At 70.7% G+C, this 21,207-nt stretch carries 23 protein-coding genes; 11 read left to right on the top strand and 12 right to left on the bottom strand.

Annotation, left to right across the window (positions count from 1 at the left end; all coding sequences use genetic code 11):
* Both ETD86_RS04380 and ETD86_RS04375 read right to left on the bottom strand, forming a co-directional pair.
* Positions 1-420, bottom strand: a complete 420-nt coding sequence (locus ETD86_RS04380; RefSeq protein WP_138664777.1) for a hypothetical protein — start codon at positions 418-420, stop codon at positions 1-3.
* 74 nt (positions 421-494) lie between these two features.
* The gene (locus ETD86_RS04375; protein WP_138664776.1) at positions 495-737 is read right to left on the bottom strand and encodes a hypothetical protein; all 243 of its coding nucleotides are present in this window, start codon (positions 735-737) and stop codon (positions 495-497) included.
* 214 nt (positions 738-951) lie between these two features.
* Here ETD86_RS04375 and ETD86_RS54810 point away from each other — a divergent pair, with 214 nt between their 5' ends.
* Positions 952-1,089, top strand: a complete 138-nt coding sequence (locus ETD86_RS54810) for a hypothetical protein (protein WP_170222873.1) — start codon at positions 952-954, stop codon at positions 1,087-1,089.
* Between the two features lie 42 nt (positions 1,090-1,131).
* On the opposite strand, the gene ETD86_RS04370 is transcribed toward ETD86_RS54810, so the two are convergent.
* Positions 1,132-2,415, bottom strand: coding sequence for an alpha-hydroxy acid oxidase (locus ETD86_RS04370; protein WP_138664775.1), 1,284 nt, complete (start codon positions 2,413-2,415; stop codon positions 1,132-1,134).
* Here ETD86_RS04370 and ETD86_RS04365 point away from each other — a divergent pair.
* Complete coding sequence (locus tag ETD86_RS04365) at positions 2,404-3,114, top strand: HD domain-containing protein (RefSeq protein WP_425465612.1); 711 nt, start codon at positions 2,404-2,406, stop codon at positions 3,112-3,114. The two genes, ETD86_RS04370 and ETD86_RS04365, sit on opposite strands and share 12 nt — an antisense overlap.
* Here ETD86_RS04365 and ETD86_RS04360 read toward each other — a convergent pair.
* The 4 genes from ETD86_RS04360 to ETD86_RS04345 form a co-directional block, all read right to left on the bottom strand.
* Complete coding sequence (locus tag ETD86_RS04360) at positions 3,103-3,375, bottom strand: DUF4031 domain-containing protein (protein WP_138664774.1); 273 nt, start codon at positions 3,373-3,375, stop codon at positions 3,103-3,105. The two genes, ETD86_RS04365 and ETD86_RS04360, sit on opposite strands and share 12 nt — an antisense overlap.
* On the bottom strand, positions 3,372-4,127 hold the full coding sequence (locus ETD86_RS04355) for an HAD family hydrolase (RefSeq protein WP_138664773.1): 756 nt from the start codon (positions 4,125-4,127) through the stop codon (positions 3,372-3,374). The genes ETD86_RS04360 and ETD86_RS04355 overlap by 4 nt, the downstream gene beginning before the upstream one ends.
* A gap of 18 nt (positions 4,128-4,145) precedes the next feature.
* Entirely contained in the window at positions 4,146-5,321 is a 1,176-nt protein-coding gene (locus ETD86_RS04350; RefSeq protein ID WP_138664772.1) for a cytochrome P450, read from the bottom strand.
* 137 nt (positions 5,322-5,458) lie between these two features.
* On the bottom strand, positions 5,459-5,665 hold the full coding sequence (locus ETD86_RS04345; RefSeq protein ID WP_138664771.1) for a hypothetical protein: 207 nt from the start codon (positions 5,663-5,665) through the stop codon (positions 5,459-5,461).
* Between the two features lie 125 nt (positions 5,666-5,790).
* On the opposite strand from ETD86_RS04345, the gene ETD86_RS04340 reads away from it, so the two are divergent.
* The 5 genes from ETD86_RS04340 (at position 5,791) to ETD86_RS04320 (ending at position 10,944) form a co-directional block, all read left to right on the top strand.
* Positions 5,791-7,029, top strand: coding sequence for a hypothetical protein (locus ETD86_RS04340; RefSeq protein WP_138664770.1), 1,239 nt, complete (start codon positions 5,791-5,793; stop codon positions 7,027-7,029).
* A 22-nt stretch (positions 7,030-7,051) separates the two neighbouring features.
* Positions 7,052-7,744 (top strand): DUF2786 domain-containing protein, encoded by a 693-nt coding sequence (locus ETD86_RS04335; RefSeq protein ID WP_138664769.1) that lies wholly within the window; start codon positions 7,052-7,054, stop codon positions 7,742-7,744.
* Positions 7,745-7,828: 84 nt separating this feature from the next.
* Positions 7,829-8,866, top strand: coding sequence for an Ldh family oxidoreductase (locus ETD86_RS04330; RefSeq protein WP_170222877.1), 1,038 nt, complete (start codon positions 7,829-7,831; stop codon positions 8,864-8,866).
* Positions 8,867-10,177 carry an MFS transporter gene (locus ETD86_RS04325; protein WP_138664767.1) on the top strand — a complete coding sequence of 437 codons (1,311 nt, stop codon included), beginning with the start codon at positions 8,867-8,869 and terminating at the stop codon, positions 10,175-10,177.
* A gap of 2 nt (positions 10,178-10,179) precedes the next feature.
* Complete coding sequence (locus tag ETD86_RS04320; protein ID WP_138664766.1) at positions 10,180-10,944, top strand: SDR family NAD(P)-dependent oxidoreductase; 765 nt, start codon at positions 10,180-10,182, stop codon at positions 10,942-10,944.
* An 8-nt stretch (positions 10,945-10,952) separates the two neighbouring features.
* Here the strand turns inward: ETD86_RS04320 and pgm are convergent, their stop codons facing one another.
* Positions 10,953-12,584 carry a phosphoglucomutase (alpha-D-glucose-1,6-bisphosphate-dependent) gene (gene pgm, locus ETD86_RS04315; RefSeq protein ID WP_138664765.1) on the bottom strand — a complete coding sequence of 544 codons (1,632 nt, stop codon included), beginning with the start codon at positions 12,582-12,584 and terminating at the stop codon, positions 10,953-10,955.
* Between the two features lie 98 nt (positions 12,585-12,682).
* Here pgm and ETD86_RS04310 point away from each other — a divergent pair, with 98 nt between their 5' ends.
* The 3 genes from ETD86_RS04310 to thrS all read left to right on the top strand — a co-directional run bounded on the left by ETD86_RS04310 (position 12,683) and on the right by thrS (position 16,247).
* On the top strand, positions 12,683-13,582 hold the full coding sequence (locus ETD86_RS04310; RefSeq protein WP_138664764.1) for a TIGR03564 family F420-dependent LLM class oxidoreductase: 900 nt from the start codon (positions 12,683-12,685) through the stop codon (positions 13,580-13,582).
* A 39-nt stretch (positions 13,583-13,621) separates the two neighbouring features.
* The gene (locus ETD86_RS04305) at positions 13,622-14,218 is read left to right on the top strand and encodes a glycoside hydrolase family 25 protein (protein WP_170222876.1); all 597 of its coding nucleotides are present in this window, start codon (positions 13,622-13,624) and stop codon (positions 14,216-14,218) included.
* A gap of 64 nt (positions 14,219-14,282) precedes the next feature.
* Positions 14,283-16,247 (top strand): threonine--tRNA ligase, encoded by a 1,965-nt coding sequence (thrS, locus tag ETD86_RS04300; RefSeq protein ID WP_138664762.1) that lies wholly within the window; start codon positions 14,283-14,285, stop codon positions 16,245-16,247.
* 49 nt (positions 16,248-16,296) lie between these two features.
* On the opposite strand, the gene ETD86_RS04295 is transcribed toward thrS, so the two are convergent.
* The 3 genes from ETD86_RS04295 to ETD86_RS04285 form a co-directional block, all read right to left on the bottom strand.
* Positions 16,297-16,500, bottom strand: coding sequence for a TM2 domain-containing protein (locus ETD86_RS04295; protein WP_138664761.1), 204 nt, complete (start codon positions 16,498-16,500; stop codon positions 16,297-16,299).
* Positions 16,501-16,737: 237 nt separating this feature from the next.
* Complete coding sequence (locus ETD86_RS04290; protein WP_138664760.1) at positions 16,738-17,463, bottom strand: PIG-L deacetylase family protein; 726 nt, start codon at positions 17,461-17,463, stop codon at positions 16,738-16,740.
* A gap of 342 nt (positions 17,464-17,805) precedes the next feature.
* A complete protein-coding gene (locus ETD86_RS04285; RefSeq protein ID WP_138664759.1) occupies positions 17,806-18,363 on the bottom strand; it encodes an Asp23/Gls24 family envelope stress response protein in 558 nt (185 codons plus the stop codon).
* A gap of 78 nt (positions 18,364-18,441) precedes the next feature.
* On the opposite strand from ETD86_RS04285, the gene ETD86_RS04280 reads away from it, so the two are divergent.
* Entirely contained in the window at positions 18,442-18,972 is a 531-nt protein-coding gene (locus ETD86_RS04280; protein WP_246147611.1) for an HIT family protein, read from the top strand.
* On the opposite strand, the gene ETD86_RS04275 is transcribed toward ETD86_RS04280, so the two are convergent.
* Entirely contained in the window at positions 18,928-21,117 is a 2,190-nt protein-coding gene (locus ETD86_RS04275) for a hypothetical protein (RefSeq protein ID WP_246147610.1), read from the bottom strand. The genes ETD86_RS04280 and ETD86_RS04275 overlap by 45 nt on opposite strands.
* Between the last annotated feature and the right edge of the window lie 90 nt (positions 21,118-21,207).

The raw sequence follows: 21,207 nt of genomic DNA, 5'->3' as shown, positions 1-21,207 counted from the left end.
TCAATCCTTGACCACGATCTTGCTGATCACCACGAACCCGCCGAGCGCCCCCGCGGTGCCGGCGGCGGTCGTGGTGGTGAGGTTGACCACGAGATCATAGGTGCCTGCGACCAACTGACCGCGCATCGGAATGGAGGCCGTATACCGGCCCGACCCAGGCGTGAAGGTCATCTCCACGGGAGGCGAAGGATGTCGCGACTCGCCGCCGCCCAGCAGGTCGGCGATGATCTCCAATTGCCAGCGGCCGGTCAGCCAGTCGACCAGTTCGCCGCTGACCTCCCAGCTCACGTCCACGGTCCACCCCTCGCCACGCCGCACGACAGTCGTGGGCTGCGCCCCCGGATCGACAACCTGGCCGTGGAGAGCACCGGCCAGTTGCTCGGCCGGTACCTTCATCACCTGGAACTCTCCGGTTGCCATCTGATCTCCTTCCCGGCGAGGACCGTGTCCCCGTGTGAAGGAGCAGAGAGGCGGCACCGGCCGTGAGATACGTGTCATCTCTGGCGATATGCGTCAGGTCTGTGGCAGAGCGCGCCGAGCATGACGAGGTCCGCCGGTCCGGCGGTGACGATGCTCTCGCCGTTCAGCGTCACGCGGGCCGCGACGGCCGACGACAGGTGGCCGTTGACGCCTTTGACGATCAGGTCGCCGAGCCGGCCGCCGGCCAGGCGCAGCACCGCCGCGCCGCCGCCCGCGGCGGCGTAGCGGTCCAGCAGCCGCCGCACCCTCTCGTCCATGAAGGGCCCGTCCGGCACCGTGATCGTCCGGTGCCAGCGCTTGCGAGATCGCGACGAACATGCGTGCCCACGTGAAAGTGCGCCCGCTACTCCATGTCTTTGCACATTGCGTGATCGCAATGATACCGAGAGTTGGCGATTCCGGTAGAACATGTGCGCGGATATGGCTCAGCAGGTCATCCACGGCCCGACCGGCTGGACCTGAACCGGCAGAGTGCCCCTGACGCAACAGCAGGCGTTCGACCCGGGGTCGGTCGTGCTCGGCCGGCTGGGGCCGGACGCGGTGGCCCTGGGTGCGGCGACGCTGGTGATGGAGCCGTTCTTCGGGGGCGCCATGCTCCGGGTCGCTTAATTCAAGCCTTGACCAAAGGGCTGCGTCGGCGCCTGGTCAACGTCAGAGCGGCCGGAGGCGTACGACGTCACGATCGAGCCCGCTGACGCCGCCGCTCACGCCGAGCAGCTGGGTCGTCCGTACGAGCTCGGCGCGCATCAGGTCGAGCACCCGCGTCACCCCCGCCTCGCCGCCCGCCATCAGGCCGTACAGGTAGGCCCTGCCGATGAAGCACGCACGGGCGCCCAGCGCGACCGCGGCGGCCACGTCCGCCCCGCTGCGGACGCCGCCGTCCAGGAAGACCTCCGTGCGGTCCCCGACGGCGTCCACCACCTCGGGCAGCAACTCCAGCGGCGTGGGGGAGCGGTCGAGCTGCCGCCCGCCGTGGTTCGACACCACCAGTCCGTCCACCCCGACGGCGGCCAGACTCTTGGCGTCGTCCACCCGCTGCACGCCCTTGACCAGGAGCGGCCCCTGCCACGCCGACCTGATCCACTCCAGGTCCTTGATCGTCACAGACGGGTCGAACATCATGTTCGTGATCCCGGCCAGATCTTCCGGCGCGCCGTCCACCGTGGCGAACCTGAGCGGCTCGCTGGTGACGAAGTCGAACCACCACGCCGGGCGCCGCAACGCCTGCAGCACGCTGCGCCAGCGCAGCGACGGCGGGACCGTCAGGCCGTGCCGGACGTCCCGCAGCCGCGCCCCGGCCACCGGCACGTCCACGGTCACCACCAGCACGTCCATGCCCGCGTCCCTGGCCATGGACAACATCTCCAGGCTGCGGGCGCGGTCGCGGACCACGTACAGCTGGAACCAGTTCCACCCGCCCGGCGCGGCGGCCGCGACGTCCCCGGCGGTGGTGGTCCCCATGGTGGACAGCGTGTACGGCACCCCCGCCCGCTCCGCCGCCCTGGCCACGGCCCGCTCGCCCGCCCGGTGCATCATCCTGGTGAACCCGGTGGGCCCGAGCACGACCGGCATCTCGATCCGCCTGCCCAGGATCTGGACCGCGGCCGGGGCCTCGGCGACGTCCCGCAGCACCCGCGGCCGGAACTCCACCCGCCCGAACGCCTCCACCGCCCTGGCCATCGACCGCTCACCCTCGGCGCCGCCGTCGACATAGTCGAACACCATCCGCGGCGCCCGCTTCCTGGCGAGCCGCCGCAGGTCCTCGAGGCCGGCCGCGTCCGCCACCCGCCGCTCCCAGCCCAGCCGCGGCCACCCGGGCAACACGGCCCGCACCTCCCGCCACCGCGGCAGGCGCCTGCGCTCCTTCGGTCCCGTGTCGATGCCCAGGACGCTACCAAAGCGGGCGGCGCGTACGGTGGAACGGTGATCAATCATCCGCCTCGGCCCGCAGCCGACCCCGAGCCGGCACTGCCCGCGGACGGGTCGCCGTACGGGCGGGATGTGCTGGCCCGGCGGTGGGGCGCGCTCGTGGGCGGGTCGGTGGCCTCGGGCGCCCTGGGGGCCGAGGTGATCGCCCGGTGGGCCGAGCCGCACCGGCGCTACCACGACCTCGGCCACCTGACCGCCGTGCTCGACGCCGTCGATCAGCTGGCGGACGCGGCAGAGGACCCGGCGGCGGTGCGGCTGGCCGCGTGGTTCCACGATGCCGTCTACGACGGGAGGCCGGGCTGGGACGAGGAACGCAGCGCCCAGCTGGCCCAGTCCAGACTGCCCAGGTGCGGGGTGCCCGCCACCCGGGTCGCCGAGACCGCCCGGCTGGTACGCCTCACCGCGGCCCACGACACGCTCGCCGACGGCGATGCCAACGGCGCGGTCCTGTGCGACGCCGACCTGGCCGTCCTGGGCCGCCCCGGCCCCGGATACGACGCCTACGCGGCCGCCATCCGCCAGGAGTACGCCCACGTGCCCGACGACCTGTTCAGGAAGGGCCGCGCCCAGGTGCTGCGCCGGCTGCTGGCCGCCCCGCGCCTCTACCGCACCGCCCGGGCGGCCGGCCTGTGGGAGGAACGCGCCCGCGCCAACATGACCGCCGAACTGGCCGGCCTCACGGAAGGACAGGGCTCAGCGGGGTGAGTGGCGCTTGCGGCGGCGCAGTCCCGCGGCGATCAGCCGCCGTAACAGCTCGCGTGAGCTGACCGCCTCCGCCCCCATCGACACCGCCCGCGCGTGCACGGTCTCCGGCACGTCATAGTGATCCCGATCGAACGCCCGCGCCGGCACCCCCAGCCGCGCCGCGAACGCGTGCAGCTCCTCCAGCGAGCTGTCGCTCACCAGGTGCGACCACATCAGGCCGCGCGGCCCCGGCCAGTTGGGCGGGTCGATGAGAACGGTCACGTGGTCAAGGGTAGGACCCTGCCGCGCACCTCGATCTCACCCAGCCCGGTCACCACGACCCCGGCTCCGTGTTCACGCAGCTCGTCCGGCTCGCCGCCTTCTCTGACGACCCCCACCACCAGCCCGAACCCGCCCTTCTTGCCTGCCTCGGTCCCGGGCAGCGCCGCGGCCGCCACCGCGACCTTGGCCGCGGGCAGGTCCAGGCGGCGCGCCGCCTCCATGAACAGGGCGGGATCGGGCATGCCCGGCAGGTTCATCAGGGCGGCGTCGTTCCCGTCGATCAGCTCGTCGAACAGATGGGACACCCCGGCCGAGTTCACCAGCTTGCGCCCGTGCAGGCTGGGGGACACGGCCGCCGTACGGGCCCCTCGCCGCCGCAGTTCGTGCAGCAGGGCGACCGTCGCGGGGAACGCCGCCACCCCGTACTTGTCCACCTGCGCCACGAAGATCTCGTCCTTGGCCAGCCCGAGCCCGTGCACGGTGGCCGCGCCGGGCTCGTCGTCCGCCGACCCTTCGGGCAGCGTGATGCCGCGCGAGGACAGGAATGTACGGATGCCGTCGAGCCGCGGCCGCCCGTCCACATGGCGCAGATAGTCGTCGCGGATGTCGAACGGCTCCGAGCGGCCGCGCAGGAACGCGTCGAAGACGTGCTTCCAGGCGGCCGCGTGCCCTCGCGCGGTGTCGGTGACCACCCCGTCGGTGTCGAAGACGACGGCGCTGATCCTGGCCAGATCGATGACAGGCTCGCTCACACTGCGAACGTAACCGCTCTACCAGGCGACGGGTAGCTCCTTGACGCCGTACACGATGGCGAGTTCCCTGAACGGCACCTCGCCGGCGATCCGCAGCGTCGGGAAGCGGCGCAGCAGGGCCCGGAAGGCGATGCGCATCTCCATCTGGGCCAGCGGCGCGCCGATGCAGCGGTGGATGCCGTGGCCGAACGCCAGGTGGGACACGTCCCGTCCGGGCCGGATCTCGTCCACGTCCTCGCCCATGGCCGCCGGGTCGCGGTTGGCGCCGATCAGCGAGCACAACACCAGCTCGCCCTTCTTGATCTGCACCCCGTGCAGCTCCAGGTCGTCGCGGGCGAAGCGCGGGAAGGCCACCTGCACGACCGACATGTAGCGCAGCAGCTCCTCGACCACGTCGTTGACATAGCCGTCGACCTCGCGCACCTTCGCGGCCTGCTCCGGGTTCTGCAGCAGCCACAGCGTGCCCAGCGCGAGCATGCTGGTGCTGGTGTCGTGGCCGCCGGTCAGCAGGCCGTCGGCCATGCTGGCGAGCGTGCGGTCGTCCAGCTCGTCGCCGTGGTCGCGCAGGAGCTGCCCCAGCAGGCCCTCGCCGGGGTTCTGCCGCTCCCTGGCGACCAGCTCGGTCAGGTACGTCATCGCGTCGTTGATCGCCTGCAGCGACGCTTCGGGCCCGGCCGTGAAGTCGAAGCGGTCCTTGCTGATCTTGACGAAGTCGGCGCGCTCGTCGTACGGCACGCCCAGCAGCTCGCACACCACCAGCGACGGGATCGGCAGCGCGAGCTCCTCGAACAGGTCCACCGGCATGCTCTCGGCGCCCTTGGCCTCGATGCGGTCCAGCGCCTCCTCGACCATGGCCTCGATACGCGGCTCCAGCCTGCGCAGGCGCCGCACGGTGAACTCGGGGGTCAGGAACTTGCGCAGCCGCGTGTGCTCGGGCGGGTCGCGGAAGCCGAGGCCGCCCGGGTCCTCCTGGTTGGAGCCGAGACCGATGACGCCCGCGAAATCGTTGCTGAAGCGCTCGTGGTCGCCGAGCACGGCTCGGACGTCCTCCCAGCGGGTGACGAGATACACGGTCTGGTCGCCGGGGATCTCCATCGGGAAGACCGGGTGCTCGGCTCGGATGCGTCCGAGCTCGCCCACCGGGTCGAACCCGTCACGCATGAACTGGACGAGCGGGAACTCACTGTCTGACATCGATATCCGTCCTGATGGGATACATCACACGATCTTGGGATAAATCCCTCGATAGATGGTCCCATTGAGAAGGGCGTTCGGTGCCCTCCGAAAGGACGAATTTTCATCTCAGACCAGCGACGACCCCGGCTTCGCCCTCACCTGACGGCCACGGTTCTGGTGATCTCCACCGGCGGCGGCTCGGTGCGGTCGTGGGCGAACAGGAGCGGCTCGTCGAACGGGAAGTCCTCGTCGCCCTGCCAATGAGGCTCTCCGGGTCCGTAGCCGGGCAACCAGCCGGGTGCGCCGCTGGGTGGGCGGGTCCGATGTACGCCCGTCGTCCTCGGGGCAGGCTCGTACGACACACCGTTGATGGTGGGAATCAGGAGCAAACTGAGGAAGCAGATGGCGTTTGGCGTACAAGATGGCGACATTCTGCGATGATCTCGTCGCATAGAGCCGGAGCCAGAGCCATCACGGATAGTGACAGATGCCGACATTCGAGGAAATAACAGCCTTCGTCAACCAGCAGCCGCTCGCCACCGCTGTCATCGCGCTGCTCGGCCTGGCCGGGCTGGTGCTCGCGTTCCTGGTGATCAGGGTCACCTGGAAGGCCGCCGTCTGGTTGTTCGCCAGATACGTCGCCCCGCGTCCGATCGAGGACGTGCTGACCATCGCGGCCGCGTCCATCGCCACGGGCGTGTCCGCGCAGGGCATGTGGCGCTTCTCGGAAGACGTGCTGGGGCTCGACGGGCCGCTCAGGTTACTGCTGTTCGCGTTCATCGAGATCGCGATCATCACGAGCGCCGTCCGCGCCCGCCGCAACATGCGCGAGAACTTCTCCGCCGGCATCGACGGCATCGCCGTGTGGGCACTGACGTGCCTGACCGCCGTGTTGTCCAGCATGGACGCGCGTAGCCTGCCGGAGGCGGTGTTCCGGCTGGCCGCGCCGCTCGTGGCGGCCTGGCTGTGGGAGCGCGGCATGGCCATCGAACGCCACCGCATCCGCGGCACCGGCCGCATCAATTGGCGGCTCACACCGGAGCGGGCGCTGGTCAGGCTGGGGCTGGCCGAGGTCAGCGACCGTACGACGAGCGAGGTCGACGCGCACCGCAGGCTCACCCGGGTCGCGCTGGCCGCCAAGCGGGCCAAGGCGCTGCGTGAGGGCGGCGCCTCCGACCGCAAGATGCGCCACGCGCTGGCCAAGCTCGACAAGGCCATGGACCAGGCCGTCGAGCACACCGGCCTGGCCGTGGACCCGGCCCGCCAGGAGGCGCTGCTGGCCCAGATCGCCGCGCTCTACAACACCTCGGCGCTCATCGACGCCGACCCCCGCGTGCCCTGGGAGCCCGAGGCCGACCACCACCCGGTGCCCGCCCGCCCGGCGCTGCCGCCCGCGCTGGCCGAGCTCGTCAACGACGAGGACGAGGACGTCGAGGTGCTCGACACCACCCCGCAGGTCGTCTCCACGGCCGAGCGCGCCGCGCAGATCAGGGCCGCCCGCGAGTTCTGGGACCGGCAGATCGCCAAGGGCATCGTGCCGCGTACCGTGGACATCGCCCAGGAGATCGGGATCCCGCTGTCCACGGCGCGCGAGTATCGTGCCCTGTGGAAGCTGGAGCCGCAGGCGCACGCCATCATCGAGGCGCTGTACCAGCAGCACGGCATCGTGGACACCGGCGCCTTCCCCGCCATCGGAGCCGACGGGAGGGTGCTGACCAAGCACTGAGCGGCACCGGGGGAGCACACGCTTGCGGGAGCGCATACTCGACCGCGTCAGGAAACTCCTGGCCAAGGCCGAACGCACCGACAACGACCACGAGCGGGCCACGTTCATGGCGGCGGCGTCGGCGCTCATGGCCAAGCACGGCATCGACGCGCTCCCGCCCGCCGGCACGCGGCAGGTGCCCGGCGACCGGATCGTCACCGTGCCCAACCCGTGGGCCAGGGAGAAGGCCCGCCTGGTGAGCCTGGTGGCGCAGGCCGTGCGCTGCCGGCCGCTGCTCATCGGGCGGGGGGACGGCGGGCAGCGGGTGCACGTGTTCGGGTTCGCCGCCGACCTGGAGCGCGCCGACCTGCTGGCGACGTCGTTGCTGCTGCAGATGGCCTCCGGGCTGGGGCGCGTACGGGTGCCCGAGGACGTCACGGCCGTGCGGGCGTACCGGCGGTCGTGGCTGCTGGGATTCACCGACGAGGTGTACCGGCTGCTGAGCCAGGCCGAGTCACGTGCCGAGGCGGAGTCCACCGGCAGCGGGACCGCGCTCGTGCTGGCCGACCGCCGGGGAGAGGTGGAGCGGGCGGTCGCCGCCCACTACCCGCACATCAGGATGAGCGTGCCGCGCACCAGCGGCAGCGGCTACCGCGACGGCGCGGCCGCCGGCCGCCGCGCCGACCTCGGCCGCACCGGGATGACCGTCGCCACCGCCGCGGAGTTGACCCGGTAAGCCCTTTCCGTGGCTCCGTTTGGGCTGGCGTGGAACGGGCATAAGCGCGCACACGGAACGCCTCACGATGGGGACAGGCATCCCGTGAACGCATCCTCCCGCCTCATCACCGCCGACCACCTCCGTGACCTCGCCCGGGACCTCCTGGCCGCGGCCGGCGCCCCCGCCGGCACGGCGGCGACCGTCGCCGCGTCGCTGGTCGAGGCCGATCTCGCCGGGCACGGGTCGCACGGCGTGCGGCGGCTCACGCCGTACCTCGACAGCATCGAGGCAGGCGTGATCATGCCCGGCGCCCGCCCCGAGGTGCTCTCGCGCCGCGGCGCCACCGCCGTCGTGTCAGGACGGCGGGGCTTCGGGCAGGCCGCCGCCCGGCTGGCCGCCGTCGAGGCGGCACGGCTGGCCCGCGAGCACGGCACAGGCGTCGTCGCGATCAGGGAGTGCAACCACGTCGGCAGGCTCGGCGAGTACGCAGAATCGCTGGCAGGGCAGGGCCTGATCGCGCAGGTCACCGGCAACGCGGACCCCACCGTCGCCCCGTACGGCGGGCGCGGCAGGATGCTCGGCACCAACCCCATGGCCTGGGCCGTGCCACGGGCCGGCGGCGCGGCCGTGGTCATGGACTGGGCCACCGCGGCCATGGCCGAGGGCAAGCTGGGCCTGCTGCGTGCGGCCGGCTCGCCCGCCCCCGAAGGGGTGCTCGTAGACCCCGACGGCCGCCCGTCCACCGACCCGGACGACTTCTACCGGGGCGGGGCGCTGCTGCCGTTCGGCGGCCACAAGGGGTATGGCCTGAGCGTGCTCATCGAGCTGGTCGGCGGCCTGCTCACGGGCACCGGCACCGCCTGCTCCCCGGAGTACGACGGCACGTTCGGCACGGTGATCACCGCGGTCGACATCGCCGCCTTCGTCCCCCTGGACAGCTACATCGCCCAGGTCGAGACCTTCTGCGAGGCCCTGCGCGCCTCCGGCCCCGGTGTGGTCGTGCCGGGGGAGCCCGAGGCCGAGGCACGCACGGCGCGGCTGAAGGAGGGGATCCCGGTGCCCGCACCGGTGTGGGCGGACCTGGCGGCGCTCGCCTCGCGGCTCGGCGTTCCGTGGCCCGACACGCCTTCTGGAGGTTAGATGTCCGCCACACCCGAGTTAAAGAGAGTTGTTCTGGGCGCCCTCGTCGGCACCGCCCTGGAGTGGTACGACTTCTTCATCTACGGCACCGCCGCGGCCCTCGTCTTCAACCAGCTGTTCTTCACCCAGGCCGACCCCGCCGCGGGCACGATCGCCGCGTTCGCCACGTTCGGCGTGGGGTTCGTGGTGCGGCCGTTCGGCGGCGTGCTGTTCGGCCACCTCGGCGACAAGATCGGCCGCCGCTCCACGCTGATCATCACGACGGTCATCATGGGCGTGTCCACCGGGCTGATCGGCCTGCTGCCCACCTACCCCTCCATCGGCGTGGCGGCGCCCGTCCTGCTCACGCTGCTGCGGGTCTGCCAGGGACTCGGCGCGGGCGCGGAGTTCGGCGGCGCGGCCACGCTGCTGGCCGAGCACGCCCCGCCGGGCCGGCGCGGCTACTACGCCTCCTACGCCCAGACCGGCGTGCAGATCGGTCTCGTGCTCGGCACCTCGGCGTTCCTGCTGGTGCAGCTCATGCCCGAGGAGGACTTCCGGTCCTGGGGCTGGCGGCTGCCGTTCCTGGTGAGCTTCGCGCTCATCGGCGTCGCCCTGTACGTGCGGCTGCGGGTGGCCGAGTCGCCGGTGTTCCGCGAGATGGAGCGGAGCCGCGAGATCGTCAAGCTGCCGATCAAGGACGCGATCGTCCGTCACCCGCGGAACTTCCTCATCGGGGTCGGGGCGCACATCTGCGACACGGCCGTGGTGTACACGCTGTCCACGTTCAGCGTCGCGTACGCCATCGCCGAGCTCGGCCTGTCCAACCGGACGGCGCTGCTGGGCGTGATCTTCTTCGGGTTGACCGTGATCGTGCTGCAGCCGGTGTACGGGCATCTGTCCGACCGGGTGGGGCGGCGGCCGCTCAACCTCTTCAGCGTGGTGTTCGTGGCGGTCTTCGTGTACCCGTACTTCCTCATGGTCGGCACCGGTGTGCCCGTGGTGGTGTGGCTCGCCATGATGATCATGGGTGCGTTCGGGTTCGCGCCGCAGGTGGCCGTGCAGCCGGTGTTCTACGCCGAGTTGTTCGGCGCCCGGGTGCGCTACACCGGGTTCGCCGCCTCGCGCGAGCTGGGCGCGGCGCTGGCCGGGTTCTCGCCGCTGATCGGCGCGGCGCTCGCGGCGCGGCTGGGCGGGGCGCCGTGGCTGGTCGCGGCGTTCCTGGTCGCGACGGCGTTGATCTCGTTCGGGGCGTTCTGGGCATCGAGGGAGACCAAGGACCTGGACATCGGGGTCGTGGACCCGGTGCGGCGTCCGCTCGTGGAGGAGTAGGCATGGACATCAACGGCACTGTCGCCGTGATCACCGGGGGCGGCACCGGCATCGGCGCGGCCGTGGCGGAGAGCCTGGCCAGGAAGGGCGCGGAGGCCGTGGTGGTCAACTACTCGCGCTCGGCCGCGGACGCCCAGGCGACCGTCGCCCGGCTCGCCGACCTGGGCTGCAAGGCCGAGGCGATGGCCGCAGACGTGGCCGACGACGCGGCCGTACGGCGCATGGCCGAGCGGGTACGCGACCGGTACGGGCGCGTCGACGTGCTGGTGTGCAACGCCGGGACGACCAAGTGGGTGCCGTTCCCCGACCTGGAGGGGCTCACCGACGACGTGTGGCGGCACGTCATGGGCGTCAACCTCATGGGGCCCTTCTACTGCGCCCGCGCCTTCGCCCCCGACCTGCGGGCCGCCCGCGGCGCCATCGTCAACGTCTCCTCCATCGCCGGCATCCTCGCCACGGGATCCTCCATGGCGTACGGGGTCAGCAAGGCCGCCCTGATCCAGCTCACCCGCGACCTGGCGGTGGCCCTGGGACCCGAGGTGCGGGTGAACGCGGTCGCGCCCGGCATCGTGGCGACCCGCTGGCACATCGACCGGGTGGGGGAGCACGTCTTCTCCGAGATGGCGGCACGTGAGGAGGCCAAGGCACCGCTGCGCCGCACGGCCCAGCCCGAGCACATCGCCCAGATGGTGACCGCCCTGCTGGAGTCGGACCTGGTGACCGGGGAGGTGCTGGTCGGGGACGGCGGCCGCCACCTGGGCTACTGAGGCGGCCGTCAGCCGAGGGCGGCGGAGACCAGGGAGCGGGCCTCTTCCTGGACCTTGGCCAGGTGGTCGGGGCCGCGGAAGGACTCGGCGTAGATCTTGTAGACGTCCTCCGTGCCAGAAGGCCGCGCCGCGAACCAGGCGCTCTCGGTCGAGACCTTCACCCCGCCCAGCGACGCCCCATTACCCGGGGCGGCCGTCTGGACCGCCGTGATGGGCTCGCCGGCCAGCGACGACGCCGTCACCTGATTGGCGGACAACTTCCCGAGCACGGCCTTCTCCTCGCGCGTCGCCGGTGCGTCCACCCGGGCGTACGCGGGCTCCCCGAACCGCCCCACGAGCTCCTGGTAATGCGCGCTCGGCGACTTCCCGGTGACGGCGAGGATCTCCGACGCCAGCAGCGCCAGGATGATCCCGTCCTTGTCGGTGGACCACACCGACCCGTCCCGCCGCAGAAAGGACGCCCCCGCGCTCTCCTCGCCCCCGAAGCCGAGTGACCCGTCCAGCAGCCCCGGCACGAACCACTTGAAGCCCACCGGCACCTCGTACAGCCGCCGTCCCAGTGAGTGCGCCACCCGGTCGATGACGCCGCTGCTGACCATGGTCTTGCCGACCCCGGCGTCCGCCGGCCAGCCGTCGCGGTGCGTGTACAGGTAGGAGATGGCGACGGCGAGGTAGTGGTTGGGGTTCAGCAGCCCGCCGTCCGGGGTGACGATGCCGTGCCGGTCCGCGTCCGCATCGTTTCCAGTGGAAATATCGTATTTGTCGCGGTTTGCGATCAGCGACGCCATCGCGTACGGCGACGAGCAGTCCATCCGGATCTTGCCGTCCCAGTCGAGCGTCATGAACCGCCACGTCGGATCCACGAGGGGATTCACCACGGTCAGGTCGAGGCGGTGCCGCTCGGCGATCTCCCCCCAGTACGCCACGCTCGCCCCGCCCAGCGGGTCCGCCCCGATCCGCACCCCGGCCGACCTGATCGCGTCCAGATCCAGCACCGAGGGCAGATCGTCCACGTACGAGCCGAGGAAGTCGTACCGGCCGGCCGCGGCGACGGCCTTCGTGTACGGGACCCGCCGCACCCCGTGCACCCCGTCCGTCAGCAGCCGGTTGGCGCGGTCCTGGATCCACGAGGTCGCGTCGGTGTCGGCGGGCCCGCCGTGCGGCGGGTTGTACTTGAACCCGCCGTCCGCCGGCGGATTGTGCGACGGCGTGATCACGACGCCGTCCGCCAGCCCCGACGTGCGCCCCCGGTTGTGCGTCAGGATGGCGTGCGAGACGGCGGGCGTGGGCGTGTAGCCGTCCCGCGTGTCGATCAGCACCTCGACCTCGTTGGCCGCGAACACCTCCAGCGCCGACACCCGCGCCGGCTCCGACAGCGCGTGCGTGTCGATGCCCAGGAACAACGGCCCGTCCGACCCCTGCTCGCGCCGGTATTCGCAGATGGCCTGGCTGGTGGCCAGGATGTGGTCCTCGTTGAACGCCGTGTTGACCGACGACCCCCGGTGCCCCGACGTGCCGAACGCGACCCGCTGCCCTACCTCCGCAGGATCGGGATGCAGGGCGTAATAGGACGTCACCAGCCGGGCGACGTCGACCAGGTCGGCAGGCTGAGCGGGCTGTCCGGCGCGTTCGTGGGTCATGTAGGCCACTTTACAAATGCGCTCCCCTCCGGCGGGTGACCGCACGGCGGCTTGGGAAGGTACATTCGCGTCAGCCACCAGAACGGAGTTCTGTTACTATGCGTTACGGTTATTACCTCACCGAGCCCAAAGGCGACGACCCCATCGGCGGGCTCCGCGACCAGATCGCGCAGGCGGCCGAGGACGGCTTCTCCTCGGCCTGGCTCTCCAACATCTTCGGCCTCGACGCGCTCACCGCGCTGGCCGCCGCCGGCGCCCAGGCGCCGCCCATCGAGCTCGGCACCGCCGTCGTCCCGACGTACCCGCGCCACCCCGCCGTGCTGGCCCAGCAGGCCATGACCACCAACGCCGCGCTCGGCGGCCGGCTCGCGCTCGGCATCGGGCTGTCGCACAAGATGGTGATCGAGGGCATGTACGGCTACGACTTCGAGCGGCCGGGCCGGCACATGAAGGAGTACCTCGACATCCTGATCCCGCTCACCCGGGGCGAGCACGTCAAATACCAGGGCGAGACGCTCAAGGCGAACCTCAAGCTGACCACGCCCGGGGCGGGCTTCCCCGTGCTGATGGCCGCGCTCGGCCCGCGCATGCTCACCATGGCGGGCACCGTGGCCGACGGCACCGTGCTGTGGATGACCGGACCCAAGACCGTCGCCGAGCACGTCGCGCCCACGATCACGGCGGCCGCGGCCGAGGCGGGCCGCGAGGCGCCGCGCATCGTCTGCGCGCTGCCCGTCTGCGTCACCGACGACCCCGACGCCGCGATCAACCGGGCGAACGAGATCTTCGCGGTCTACGGGCAACTGCCGTCCTACCGTGCCATGCTCGACAGGGAAGGGGCCGTGAGCCCCGGCAACGTGGCCGTCGTGGGCGATGAGAAGGCCGTGCTCGCCCAGCTCGAGGAGCTCGAACGGGCTGGGGTGACCGACTTCGTGGGCTCCGTGTTCAGCAACAAGGAACGCACCCGGAACCTGCTGATCGGCGCGGCGCGGGGCTGATCGGGAAACATCTCCATAAGATCCGGCAAGGTGAAGGGCGTGCTGCAAGGTATAGACGTGTCCAACTGGCAGGGCTCCGTCGACTGGTCCGGCCACGCAGAAGCCGGAGTGGCCTTCGCCTTCGCCAAGGCCACCGAGGGCGGCGACTACACCGACAAGAGGTTCACGCGTAACTGGAACGGCATGCGCGAGACCTGGATGGTCAGCGGCGCGTACCACTTCGCCCGTCCGAAAGGCGACCCCATCGAGCAGGCTCGCCACTTCCTGGCCACCATCAGGGCGGCGGGTGGGCTACGCCGTGGCGACCTGCTCGCGCTCGACCTGGAGGACGACGACGGCCTGCGGCCGGAGCGAGTCGCCAGATTCGCGCGCCGCTGGTGCCACTTCGTCGAGCGGCACGGACGGGTGCGACCCTTCATCTACACGTTCCACGCGTTCGCGAACCGCGGAAACTGCGCGGGCCTGGCCGAATACCCGCTCTGGATCGCCGGTCCCGAGCGGCCCCGGGGCCGGCCCCTCGTGCCCAGGCCGTGGCAGGACTGGACCATTCACCAGTACGCCAACAGCCCGATCGACCGCAACGTCTTCCACGGCACCCGCAAGGAGCTGACAAAGCTGGGCTTTCACCCGCGATAGCATCGGTGTTCACCACTGAAGCAGCCCCGGCGCCGGGCGCCGGGGCGATCCCAAGGGAGTCACCGTGTCAGCCGAGCTACGCATCACCCTCGCCGGAGCCGAGCGTGTGGTCGCGGCCGGCACGACGGCCGGTGAGGCGATCGAGGCCGACGGCCGCACGGTCATCGCAGCCAAGGTCAACGGCGAGCCGCGCGACCTGGCCTGCGTGCTGGCCGAGGGCGACGTGGTGGAGCCGATCGAGGCCTCCAGCGAGGAAGGCCGGGCCATCGTCCGCCACTCCACCGCCCACGTCATGGCGCAGGCGGTGCAGGAGCTGTTCCCCGAGGCCAAGCTGGGCATCGGGCCGCCCGTGGAAAACGGGTTCTATTACGACTTCGACGTCGAGCAGGCGTTCCACCCCGACGATCTCAAGCGCATCGAGAAGCGCATGCGGGAGATCGTCAAGGAGGGGCAGCTGTTCTCCCGCCGGCCCGTCAGCGACGACGAGGCGCGCGAGGAGCTGGCCGCGGAGCCTTACAAGCTCGAGCTCATCGGGCTCAAGGGCGGCGCGGCCGATGAGGAGTCGGTCGAGGTCGGCGCGGGGCAGCTGACGATCTACGACAACCTCGACGCCAAGACCGGCGCGCTGAAGTGGAAGGACCTGTGCCGCGGCCCGCACGTGCCGTCCACCCGGTCGATCCCGGCGTTCAAGCTGATGCGCGCCGGCGGCGCCTACTGGCGGGGCAGCGAGAAGAACCCGCAACTGCAGCGCATCTACGGCACCGCGTGGGAGTCCCGCGACAAGCAGGACGAATACCTCAAGCTGCTGGAGGAGGCCGAGAAGCGCGACCACCGCAAGCTGGGCGCCGAGCTCGACCTGTTCAGCTTCCCGCCGGAGCTGGGCAGCGGCCTGCCGATCTTCCATCCCAAGGGCGGGATCATCCGCAAGGAGATGGAAGACTACATGCGCCGGCGGCAGGCCGAGGCGGGCTACGAGTTCGTCAACACGCCGCACATCACCAAGTCGTCGCTGTTCGAGACCTCCGGGCACCTTCCGTGGTACGCCGAGGACATGTTCCCGGCCTTCGAGCTGGAGGGCATCGAATACCGGGTCAAGCCGATGAACTGCCCGATGCACAACCTGATCTACCGGGCGCGCGGGCGTTCCTACCGCGAGCTGCCGCTGCGGTTGTGCGAGTTCGGCTCGGTCTACCGGTACGAGAAGTCCGGTGTGGTGCACGGGCTGACCCGCGTGCGCGGCATGACGCAGGACGACGCGCACATCTACACCACCAGGGAGCAGATGGCCGATGAGATCAAGTCGCTGCTGAGGTTCGTGCTCAGCGTGTTGCGTGACTTCGGCCTGACGGACTTCTACCTGGAGCTGTCCACCCGCGACGAGTCGGAGAAGTTCATCGGCGACCCGGCGGAGTGGGAGGAGGCCACCGCGGCGCTGCGCCAGGTCGCCACCGAGTCCGGGCTGACTCTGGTCGACGACCCGGGCGGCGCGGCCTTCTACGGGCCCAAGATCTCTGTGCAGGCCAAGGACGCGATCGGCCGCACCTGGCAGCTGTCCACCATCCAGCTCGACCTCAACCAGCCCAAGCGCTTCGGACTGGAATACCAGGCGGCGGACGGCTCCCGGCAGACCCCGGTCATGATCCACCGGGCGCTGTTCGGCTCCGTCGAGCGCTTCCTCGGCGTGCTCACCGAGCACTACGCCGGCGCCTTCCCGCCCTGGCTGGCGCCCGTGCAGGTGGTGGGCATCCCGATCGCCGAGGCGCACGTGCCCTACCTGCAGGACCTGGCGAAAAAGCTGGCCGAGCGCGGTGTCCGGATCGAGGTGGACACGGCCGACGACCGCATGCAGAAGAAGATCCGCAACGCGCAGAAGGCCAAGGTCCCCTTCATGCTGCTGGCCGGCGACGACGACATCGCCAACGGGGCGGTCTCGTTCCGCTACCGCAGCGGTGAGCAGAAGAACGGCGTGCCGGTGGACGAGGCGATCGCGGAGATCGTCAACGCCGTGGAGCGGCGCGTCCAGGTCTGACGACACGAAACGGCGGAGCAGCGGTGCTGCTCCGCCGTTTCGTCCTGGATCACTTGGCCAGCGGCTGGCCCTGCTTGTCGGTGAACTTGCCGATCAAGATCATGATGAAGTCGATCAGCACCCATACGCCGAGACCGCCGAGCGTGATGAGTTGCAGGATGCCCGTCCCGATCTTGCCGACGTAGAAGCGGTGCACGCCGAGCGCGCCCAGGAAGAAGCAGAGCAGGACGGCCACGATCCATGACTTGGCCATGAAGGGACACCTTTCGGTTGGGGGATCGGCCGGACGCAGGGCATGGCATGGTGCGCCCGACCGGCAGCGTCTGCGGGAAGCATCGACCGCAGGGCATGGGACCTTAGCAAGATCCGCGAGCCGTCGCAGACGATTCCGGATTTGTCGATTTGCCGGATGAATAAGCGAAATGTCGCAGCTATCGGGCGGATAGGCGGAGTGTCATGGCTTAACCGGCTGATTGCTGAATGTCCCGCTTTATCGGGTGAATAGGCGGAATGTCACTGCTGGGCGGCCGCCGAAGCGCTCCGCCTCCTGCCGGGCGAACCCTTCGATCAGGTTGCGGGCGTAGGTCTCGGGGTCCTCGCCGTTGAGGGCCTCGATGTACGCACGGTGCTCCATGAGGGACCGCACGCCGCGCTCCAGTCCGTCGGTGACGTCCACGGCGTGGGTGGGGGAGTCGCTGCCGGCTACGGCGACCCAGCGGACGCCGTTCCAGGGCTCCGCATCTGTGTCCGGAAATATCCACCTATTGCCAGCGTCTCCGGCCGCGTCCAGCACCGCCCTCCCCACCGCCCGATGATCCGGCGTGTTCCAGTACGTGCCGCCCCACGTGTCGTCCGGGTTCAGGGTGATCACCAGCTCGGGGCGGTGCCTGCGGATGGCGGCGGCGATGTCCCGGCGCAGCGGGACACCGTACTCGATGACGCCGTCCCGATGGTCGAGGAACTCCACGCTGCTCACCCCGACCACGGCGGCGCTGGCCCGCTCCTCACGCTCCCGCACCGGGCCGCTCTTGGCGGGCTCGAGCGTGTCGATGCCGGCCTCGCCCCTCGTGACCATCACGTAGGCGACCTCGCGTCCGGCGTCGGTCCAGGTGGCGACGGCGGACGCGCAACCGTACTCGAGGTCGTCGGGGTGGGCCACGATGGCCAGGGCACGTTGCCAGTCGGTGGGCATGGGCTCGAGTTGCTCGGTCGTCATCGGACCTTCTCTGTGGACTCTCTGGTCTTCAGCCGGGGAGGAAACGGACTCTCGCATCCTACAATTTTCACGCTGAGTGACCGATGGGCTACCGGCATGTGGTTCTCGCGGGTAGAACGTTTGAGCGATAAGCGGGCGCCCCAGCGGAGGCTGGGACGTGTCTTTGCCGTGCCGCTGCCGCTGTCATGGGCGGACCTCGCACAGCTCATCCCGCATCCGTGCCAGGCTCCGAAGCCAACGGGGAAGGCACGTCCGGTGACTCTCGTCGCCGAGGCGGGCGAGGAACAGGGCGGGCACGGACGAGAGGGTGGTTGTCCGGTCCGGGCGCGACGGGACGGTGGTTCACGTGGCAAAAGGAGCAAGGGCATCGTCGGGCGGCTCTTCGGAGGAGGTGGGGCGGCCCTCGCCGGGGAGACGGACATCGTCCACGGTCACGTTGACCTCCATGACCCGCATGCCGAGCATCCGGCTCACGCTCCTGGCCACGTTCATCTTGACTTCCGAGGCGACCTCCATCACCACGTGCCCGTACTCCACCACGATCGTCAGGTCCACGGCCACCTGACGGTCCTGGATCTGCGCATTGACGCCCTGGGTGCCGCGCCGGGAGCCGATGCCAATGCGGTCGCGTACGGACTCGAAGGCGCGCGCCAGATCGCCGCCCATGTCGGCGACACCGGCCACTTCGAGGGCGGCCAGGGCGGCGACCTTCTCCACCACCTCGTCGGCGACCTTGATCCGACCCTTCACCATCGCGCCGGACGGATAGGGCGTGGATTGCCCGAGGGCGGGACCGTCGGCGGGCTCTGCGGAGTTTTCGGAGTTTTCGGAGTGCTCGGAACTTTCGGGGTTCTCGACTTCGGCGGGTGGTACGGCATGCTCTGCTAACGCTTCGCTCATCGCGGCCTCCTCTAGGCGGGATGTTCAGGATTGTGCCGGAAGAGCATCCCGTTTGTCCGTGGTCCTATGCTGCTAGTTATGCACGATCAGGCAGGGGCCGGGGCTCCGGACAACTTCGACCGTCTGTGGACCCCGCATCGTATGGCCTACATCAAGGGTGAGAACAAGCCGACGGGCACCGGCCCCGACGACGGGTGCCCGTTCGACGCGATCCCCAAGATGAGCGACGAGGAGGGCCTGATCGTCGCCCGGGGCGAGAGCGTGTACGCGGTGCTCAACCTCTACCCGTACAACTCCGGCCACCTGATGGTCGTCCCCTACCGGCACGTGTCCGACTACGACGAGCTGCGCCCGGACGAGCTGGTCGAGATGGGGGAGTTCACGCAGAGGTCGCTGCGGGCCCTGCGCAAGGCCAGCGGCGCGCAGGGCTTCAACGTCGGCATGAACCTCGGCCACGTGGCCGGCGCGGGCATCGCCGCGCACCTGCACCAGCACGTCGTGCCCCGGTGGGGCGGCGACACGAACTTCATGCCGGTCGTCGCCCAGACCAAGGTCCTGCCGCAGCTACTTCGAGACACGCGTCAGTTGCTCGCCGACGCCTGGGGATGACTGCTCCCGCCGCATGAGCACGCCGATGCCGGTGGCCAGCAGCAGTGGTACGGCCAGCGCCAGCGCCATGGACAGCACGGCCGCGCCCGAGTCGTTGACGAGCATCCCGACCACGCCGCTGACCAGCGTGCCGATGAGCCCGGCCCGCAGCGCGGGGGAGTGCTCGAACGCCGCCGGCACCACCCCGGCCGAGGCCTGCTCGGGCCGCAGGATCGCGTACACGAGGAACGCCACCGCCACGATGACGATCGGCATCAGATTGGGGTTGAGCAGCGTGCCGAGCATGGCCTGCAGCTTGCGCCAGATGACGTCGAGCGCCTCGCCGGTCAGCACCTGGCCCACGAACCTGCCCAGGTGCGTCTGCTCGTTGGCCGGCCTCAGGTAGTTGATCCAGGCGAAGGTCATCACGATCACCCCGCCGGCCACGCAGAACAACGCCAGCTTCAGCAGCGACACCCGCCGGCCCGACAGGATGAGCGCCGTCACCGCGATGCCCGGCACGAACGCGATGACGCCGCCGAAGTCGCTGCCCAGCCCGGACCCGCCGAGCACCATCGCGGCCGCGCCCAGCCCCACGATCGCGGCCAGGCCCACCTTCCCCGGCCAGCGGTGCGCGATCACCGTCGTGGTCAGCAGCGTGCCGGTGGCGAACAGCGCGAACGGGATATTGCCGAGCCCGAAGTAGCGGGCCCCTTGCTCGGCGCTGAAGCCCATGAAGCTGTTGAGCTGGAGCGTCGTGCCGGTCAGCAGGTCGCCGGCCAGCGTGAGCGCGGTGACGCCGGCGACCACGGCCAGCGGGCCGAGCGGCCGGCGCCGCCAGGGCCCGGCCAGCGCCAGCGCGGTGATCGCCGCCCACCAGGCCAGCATGCCGCCGAACAGCTGCAGATGGGTGGACCACGGCAGCAGGTTGACCAGGAACGAGGTGACGGGCAGGGCCGCGAGCGCCGTGGCGGCCGCGCGTACCCAGGGCAGTTGCTTGCGGCGGCGCAGCAGCAGGAAAGCCAGAACGTAGAACAGGACCTGCAGGACCGCCAGGGCGGTGAAGTATTGTCCCTTCGCCGAGCGCATGGTCTGGGCGGTGGCGTCGGCGCGCTGGAGGTGTTCGACGGTGGCGCCGTGCTCGCCGGCCTGCATGGGCACGCCCACGACCGTGGCGGGCACCGGCACGCCGAGCTTGGTGAGCGTGGTGGAGGTCAGGTCGGGCAGGATCGAGATGTCCTCGCGGCGGGTGGAGGCGGCGCCGAGCAGCCGGCCTTGCGCGCCGGGCTCGCGGAGCGCGGCCACCCGCAGATGGGGTACGGAGCCGTGGTCGGACAGGCCCGCGAGCAGCACCGTCGTGTCGGCGGGCAGCACCGACAGCAGTGCGCCCGCCTTGGCGTCGGCCAGGCGCAGGGCGTCGCGCCGCTGGGCGGGGGTGAGCTGGTCGGGCACCTTCGGCAGGCGGTCGCCGGTCAGATAGGGGCGGATGAGGTCGTCCACGTCCATGGCGATCATCCGGCACTTCTCCAGGTCGGCGGTCCTGACCTGGAGCGGCGAGGCGTGGTAGTGCTGCACCGCGCCCTGCCGATCGGCCAGCCCGAGCGCGGCGCCGGGGCCGATCGCGATCGAGCACTGCCCGGCCGCCTTCAGCGACTCTCCGAGGGTGCCGGCGTTGCGCTGGCCCGCCACGTCGATGAGGTAGCGGTAGTCGGGGATGGTCGCGCCCTCGCCCTGCGGCTCGGGCATCGGGGGTGCGCCGCAGCCGTAGCCGACGGCCGACCTGGTGCCCGCCGACACGGTCAGCCAGCCGTCGTAGGGGCAGGTCACGTTGCCGACGGTACGGACGGAGAGCGAGCCGATCGCGCTGGAGGCGACCAGGTCCCAGAGGTTGGGGGTGTCGGCTTGGGTGAGGTCGTTCCAGTGCAGCCCGGACACCCCGATGAGCGCCACCCGGCCGGTGCCGTCCGGAGCCTGCGTGCTCCCGGCCGCGTGGCCTCGGGCCAGCGATGCGGCGCCGCTCTCCGCACGAGCCACCCGATCGGCGCCGGCTGCGGCGGCCGCCACCCGATCGGCGCCGGCCTCGGCTCGTGCCGCTCCGGTGAGAAGACCCTGGCCGGTCAGCAGCTGGCCGAGCAGCACGGCCAGCACGACTACCGCGCGCCTCACCCCGATGACCTCCCGCGATCGATGATGTCCGTGGCACGGTAGAGGAAGGTCGCCTCCAGGCGCCACAAGTTCCGACCTACCCTCTCACGA

This window comes from Nonomuraea turkmeniaca, assembly GCF_005889735.1.
GTDB classification, from domain to species: domain Bacteria; phylum Actinomycetota; class Actinomycetes; order Streptosporangiales; family Streptosporangiaceae; genus Nonomuraea; species Nonomuraea turkmeniaca.
The sequence above is the reverse complement of the archived record's forward strand: the minus strand, read 5'-3'. Positions and strand labels throughout refer to the sequence as shown.

Excerpts from the sequence above, each read along its gene's own strand:
- ETD86_RS04370 (WP_138664775.1), bottom strand. The coding sequence starts at position 2,415 with ATGATTGATCACCGTTCCACCGTACGCGCCGCCCGCTTTGGTAGCGTC.
- ETD86_RS04380 (WP_138664777.1), bottom strand. The coding sequence starts at position 420 with ATGGCAACCGGAGAGTTCCAGGTGATGAAGGTACCGGCCGAGCAACTG.
- ETD86_RS04320 (WP_138664766.1), top strand. The coding sequence starts at position 10,180 with ATGGACATCAACGGCACTGTCGCCGTGATCACCGGGGGCGGCACCGGC.
- ETD86_RS04310 (WP_138664764.1), top strand. The coding sequence starts at position 12,683 with ATGCGTTACGGTTATTACCTCACCGAGCCCAAAGGCGACGACCCCATC.
- ETD86_RS04285 (WP_138664759.1), bottom strand. The coding sequence starts at position 18,363 with ATGAGCGAAGCGTTAGCAGAGCATGCCGTACCACCCGCCGAAGTCGAG.
- ETD86_RS04340 (WP_138664770.1), top strand. The coding sequence starts at position 5,791 with ATGCCGACATTCGAGGAAATAACAGCCTTCGTCAACCAGCAGCCGCTC.
- ETD86_RS04350 (WP_138664772.1), bottom strand. The coding sequence starts at position 5,321 with ATGTCAGACAGTGAGTTCCCGCTCGTCCAGTTCATGCGTGACGGGTTC.
- ETD86_RS04290 (WP_138664760.1), bottom strand. The coding sequence starts at position 17,463 with ATGACGACCGAGCAACTCGAGCCCATGCCCACCGACTGGCAACGTGCC.
- ETD86_RS04375 (WP_138664776.1), bottom strand. The coding sequence starts at position 737 with ATGGACGAGAGGGTGCGGCGGCTGCTGGACCGCTACGCCGCCGCGGGC.
- pgm (WP_138664765.1), bottom strand. The coding sequence starts at position 12,584 with ATGACCCACGAACGCGCCGGACAGCCCGCTCAGCCTGCCGACCTGGTC.
- ETD86_RS04295 (WP_138664761.1), bottom strand. The coding sequence starts at position 16,500 with ATGGCCAAGTCATGGATCGTGGCCGTCCTGCTCTGCTTCTTCCTGGGC.
- ETD86_RS04325 (WP_138664767.1), top strand. The coding sequence starts at position 8,867 with ATGTCCGCCACACCCGAGTTAAAGAGAGTTGTTCTGGGCGCCCTCGTC.
- ETD86_RS04280 (WP_246147611.1), top strand. The coding sequence starts at position 18,442 with ATGCACGATCAGGCAGGGGCCGGGGCTCCGGACAACTTCGACCGTCTG.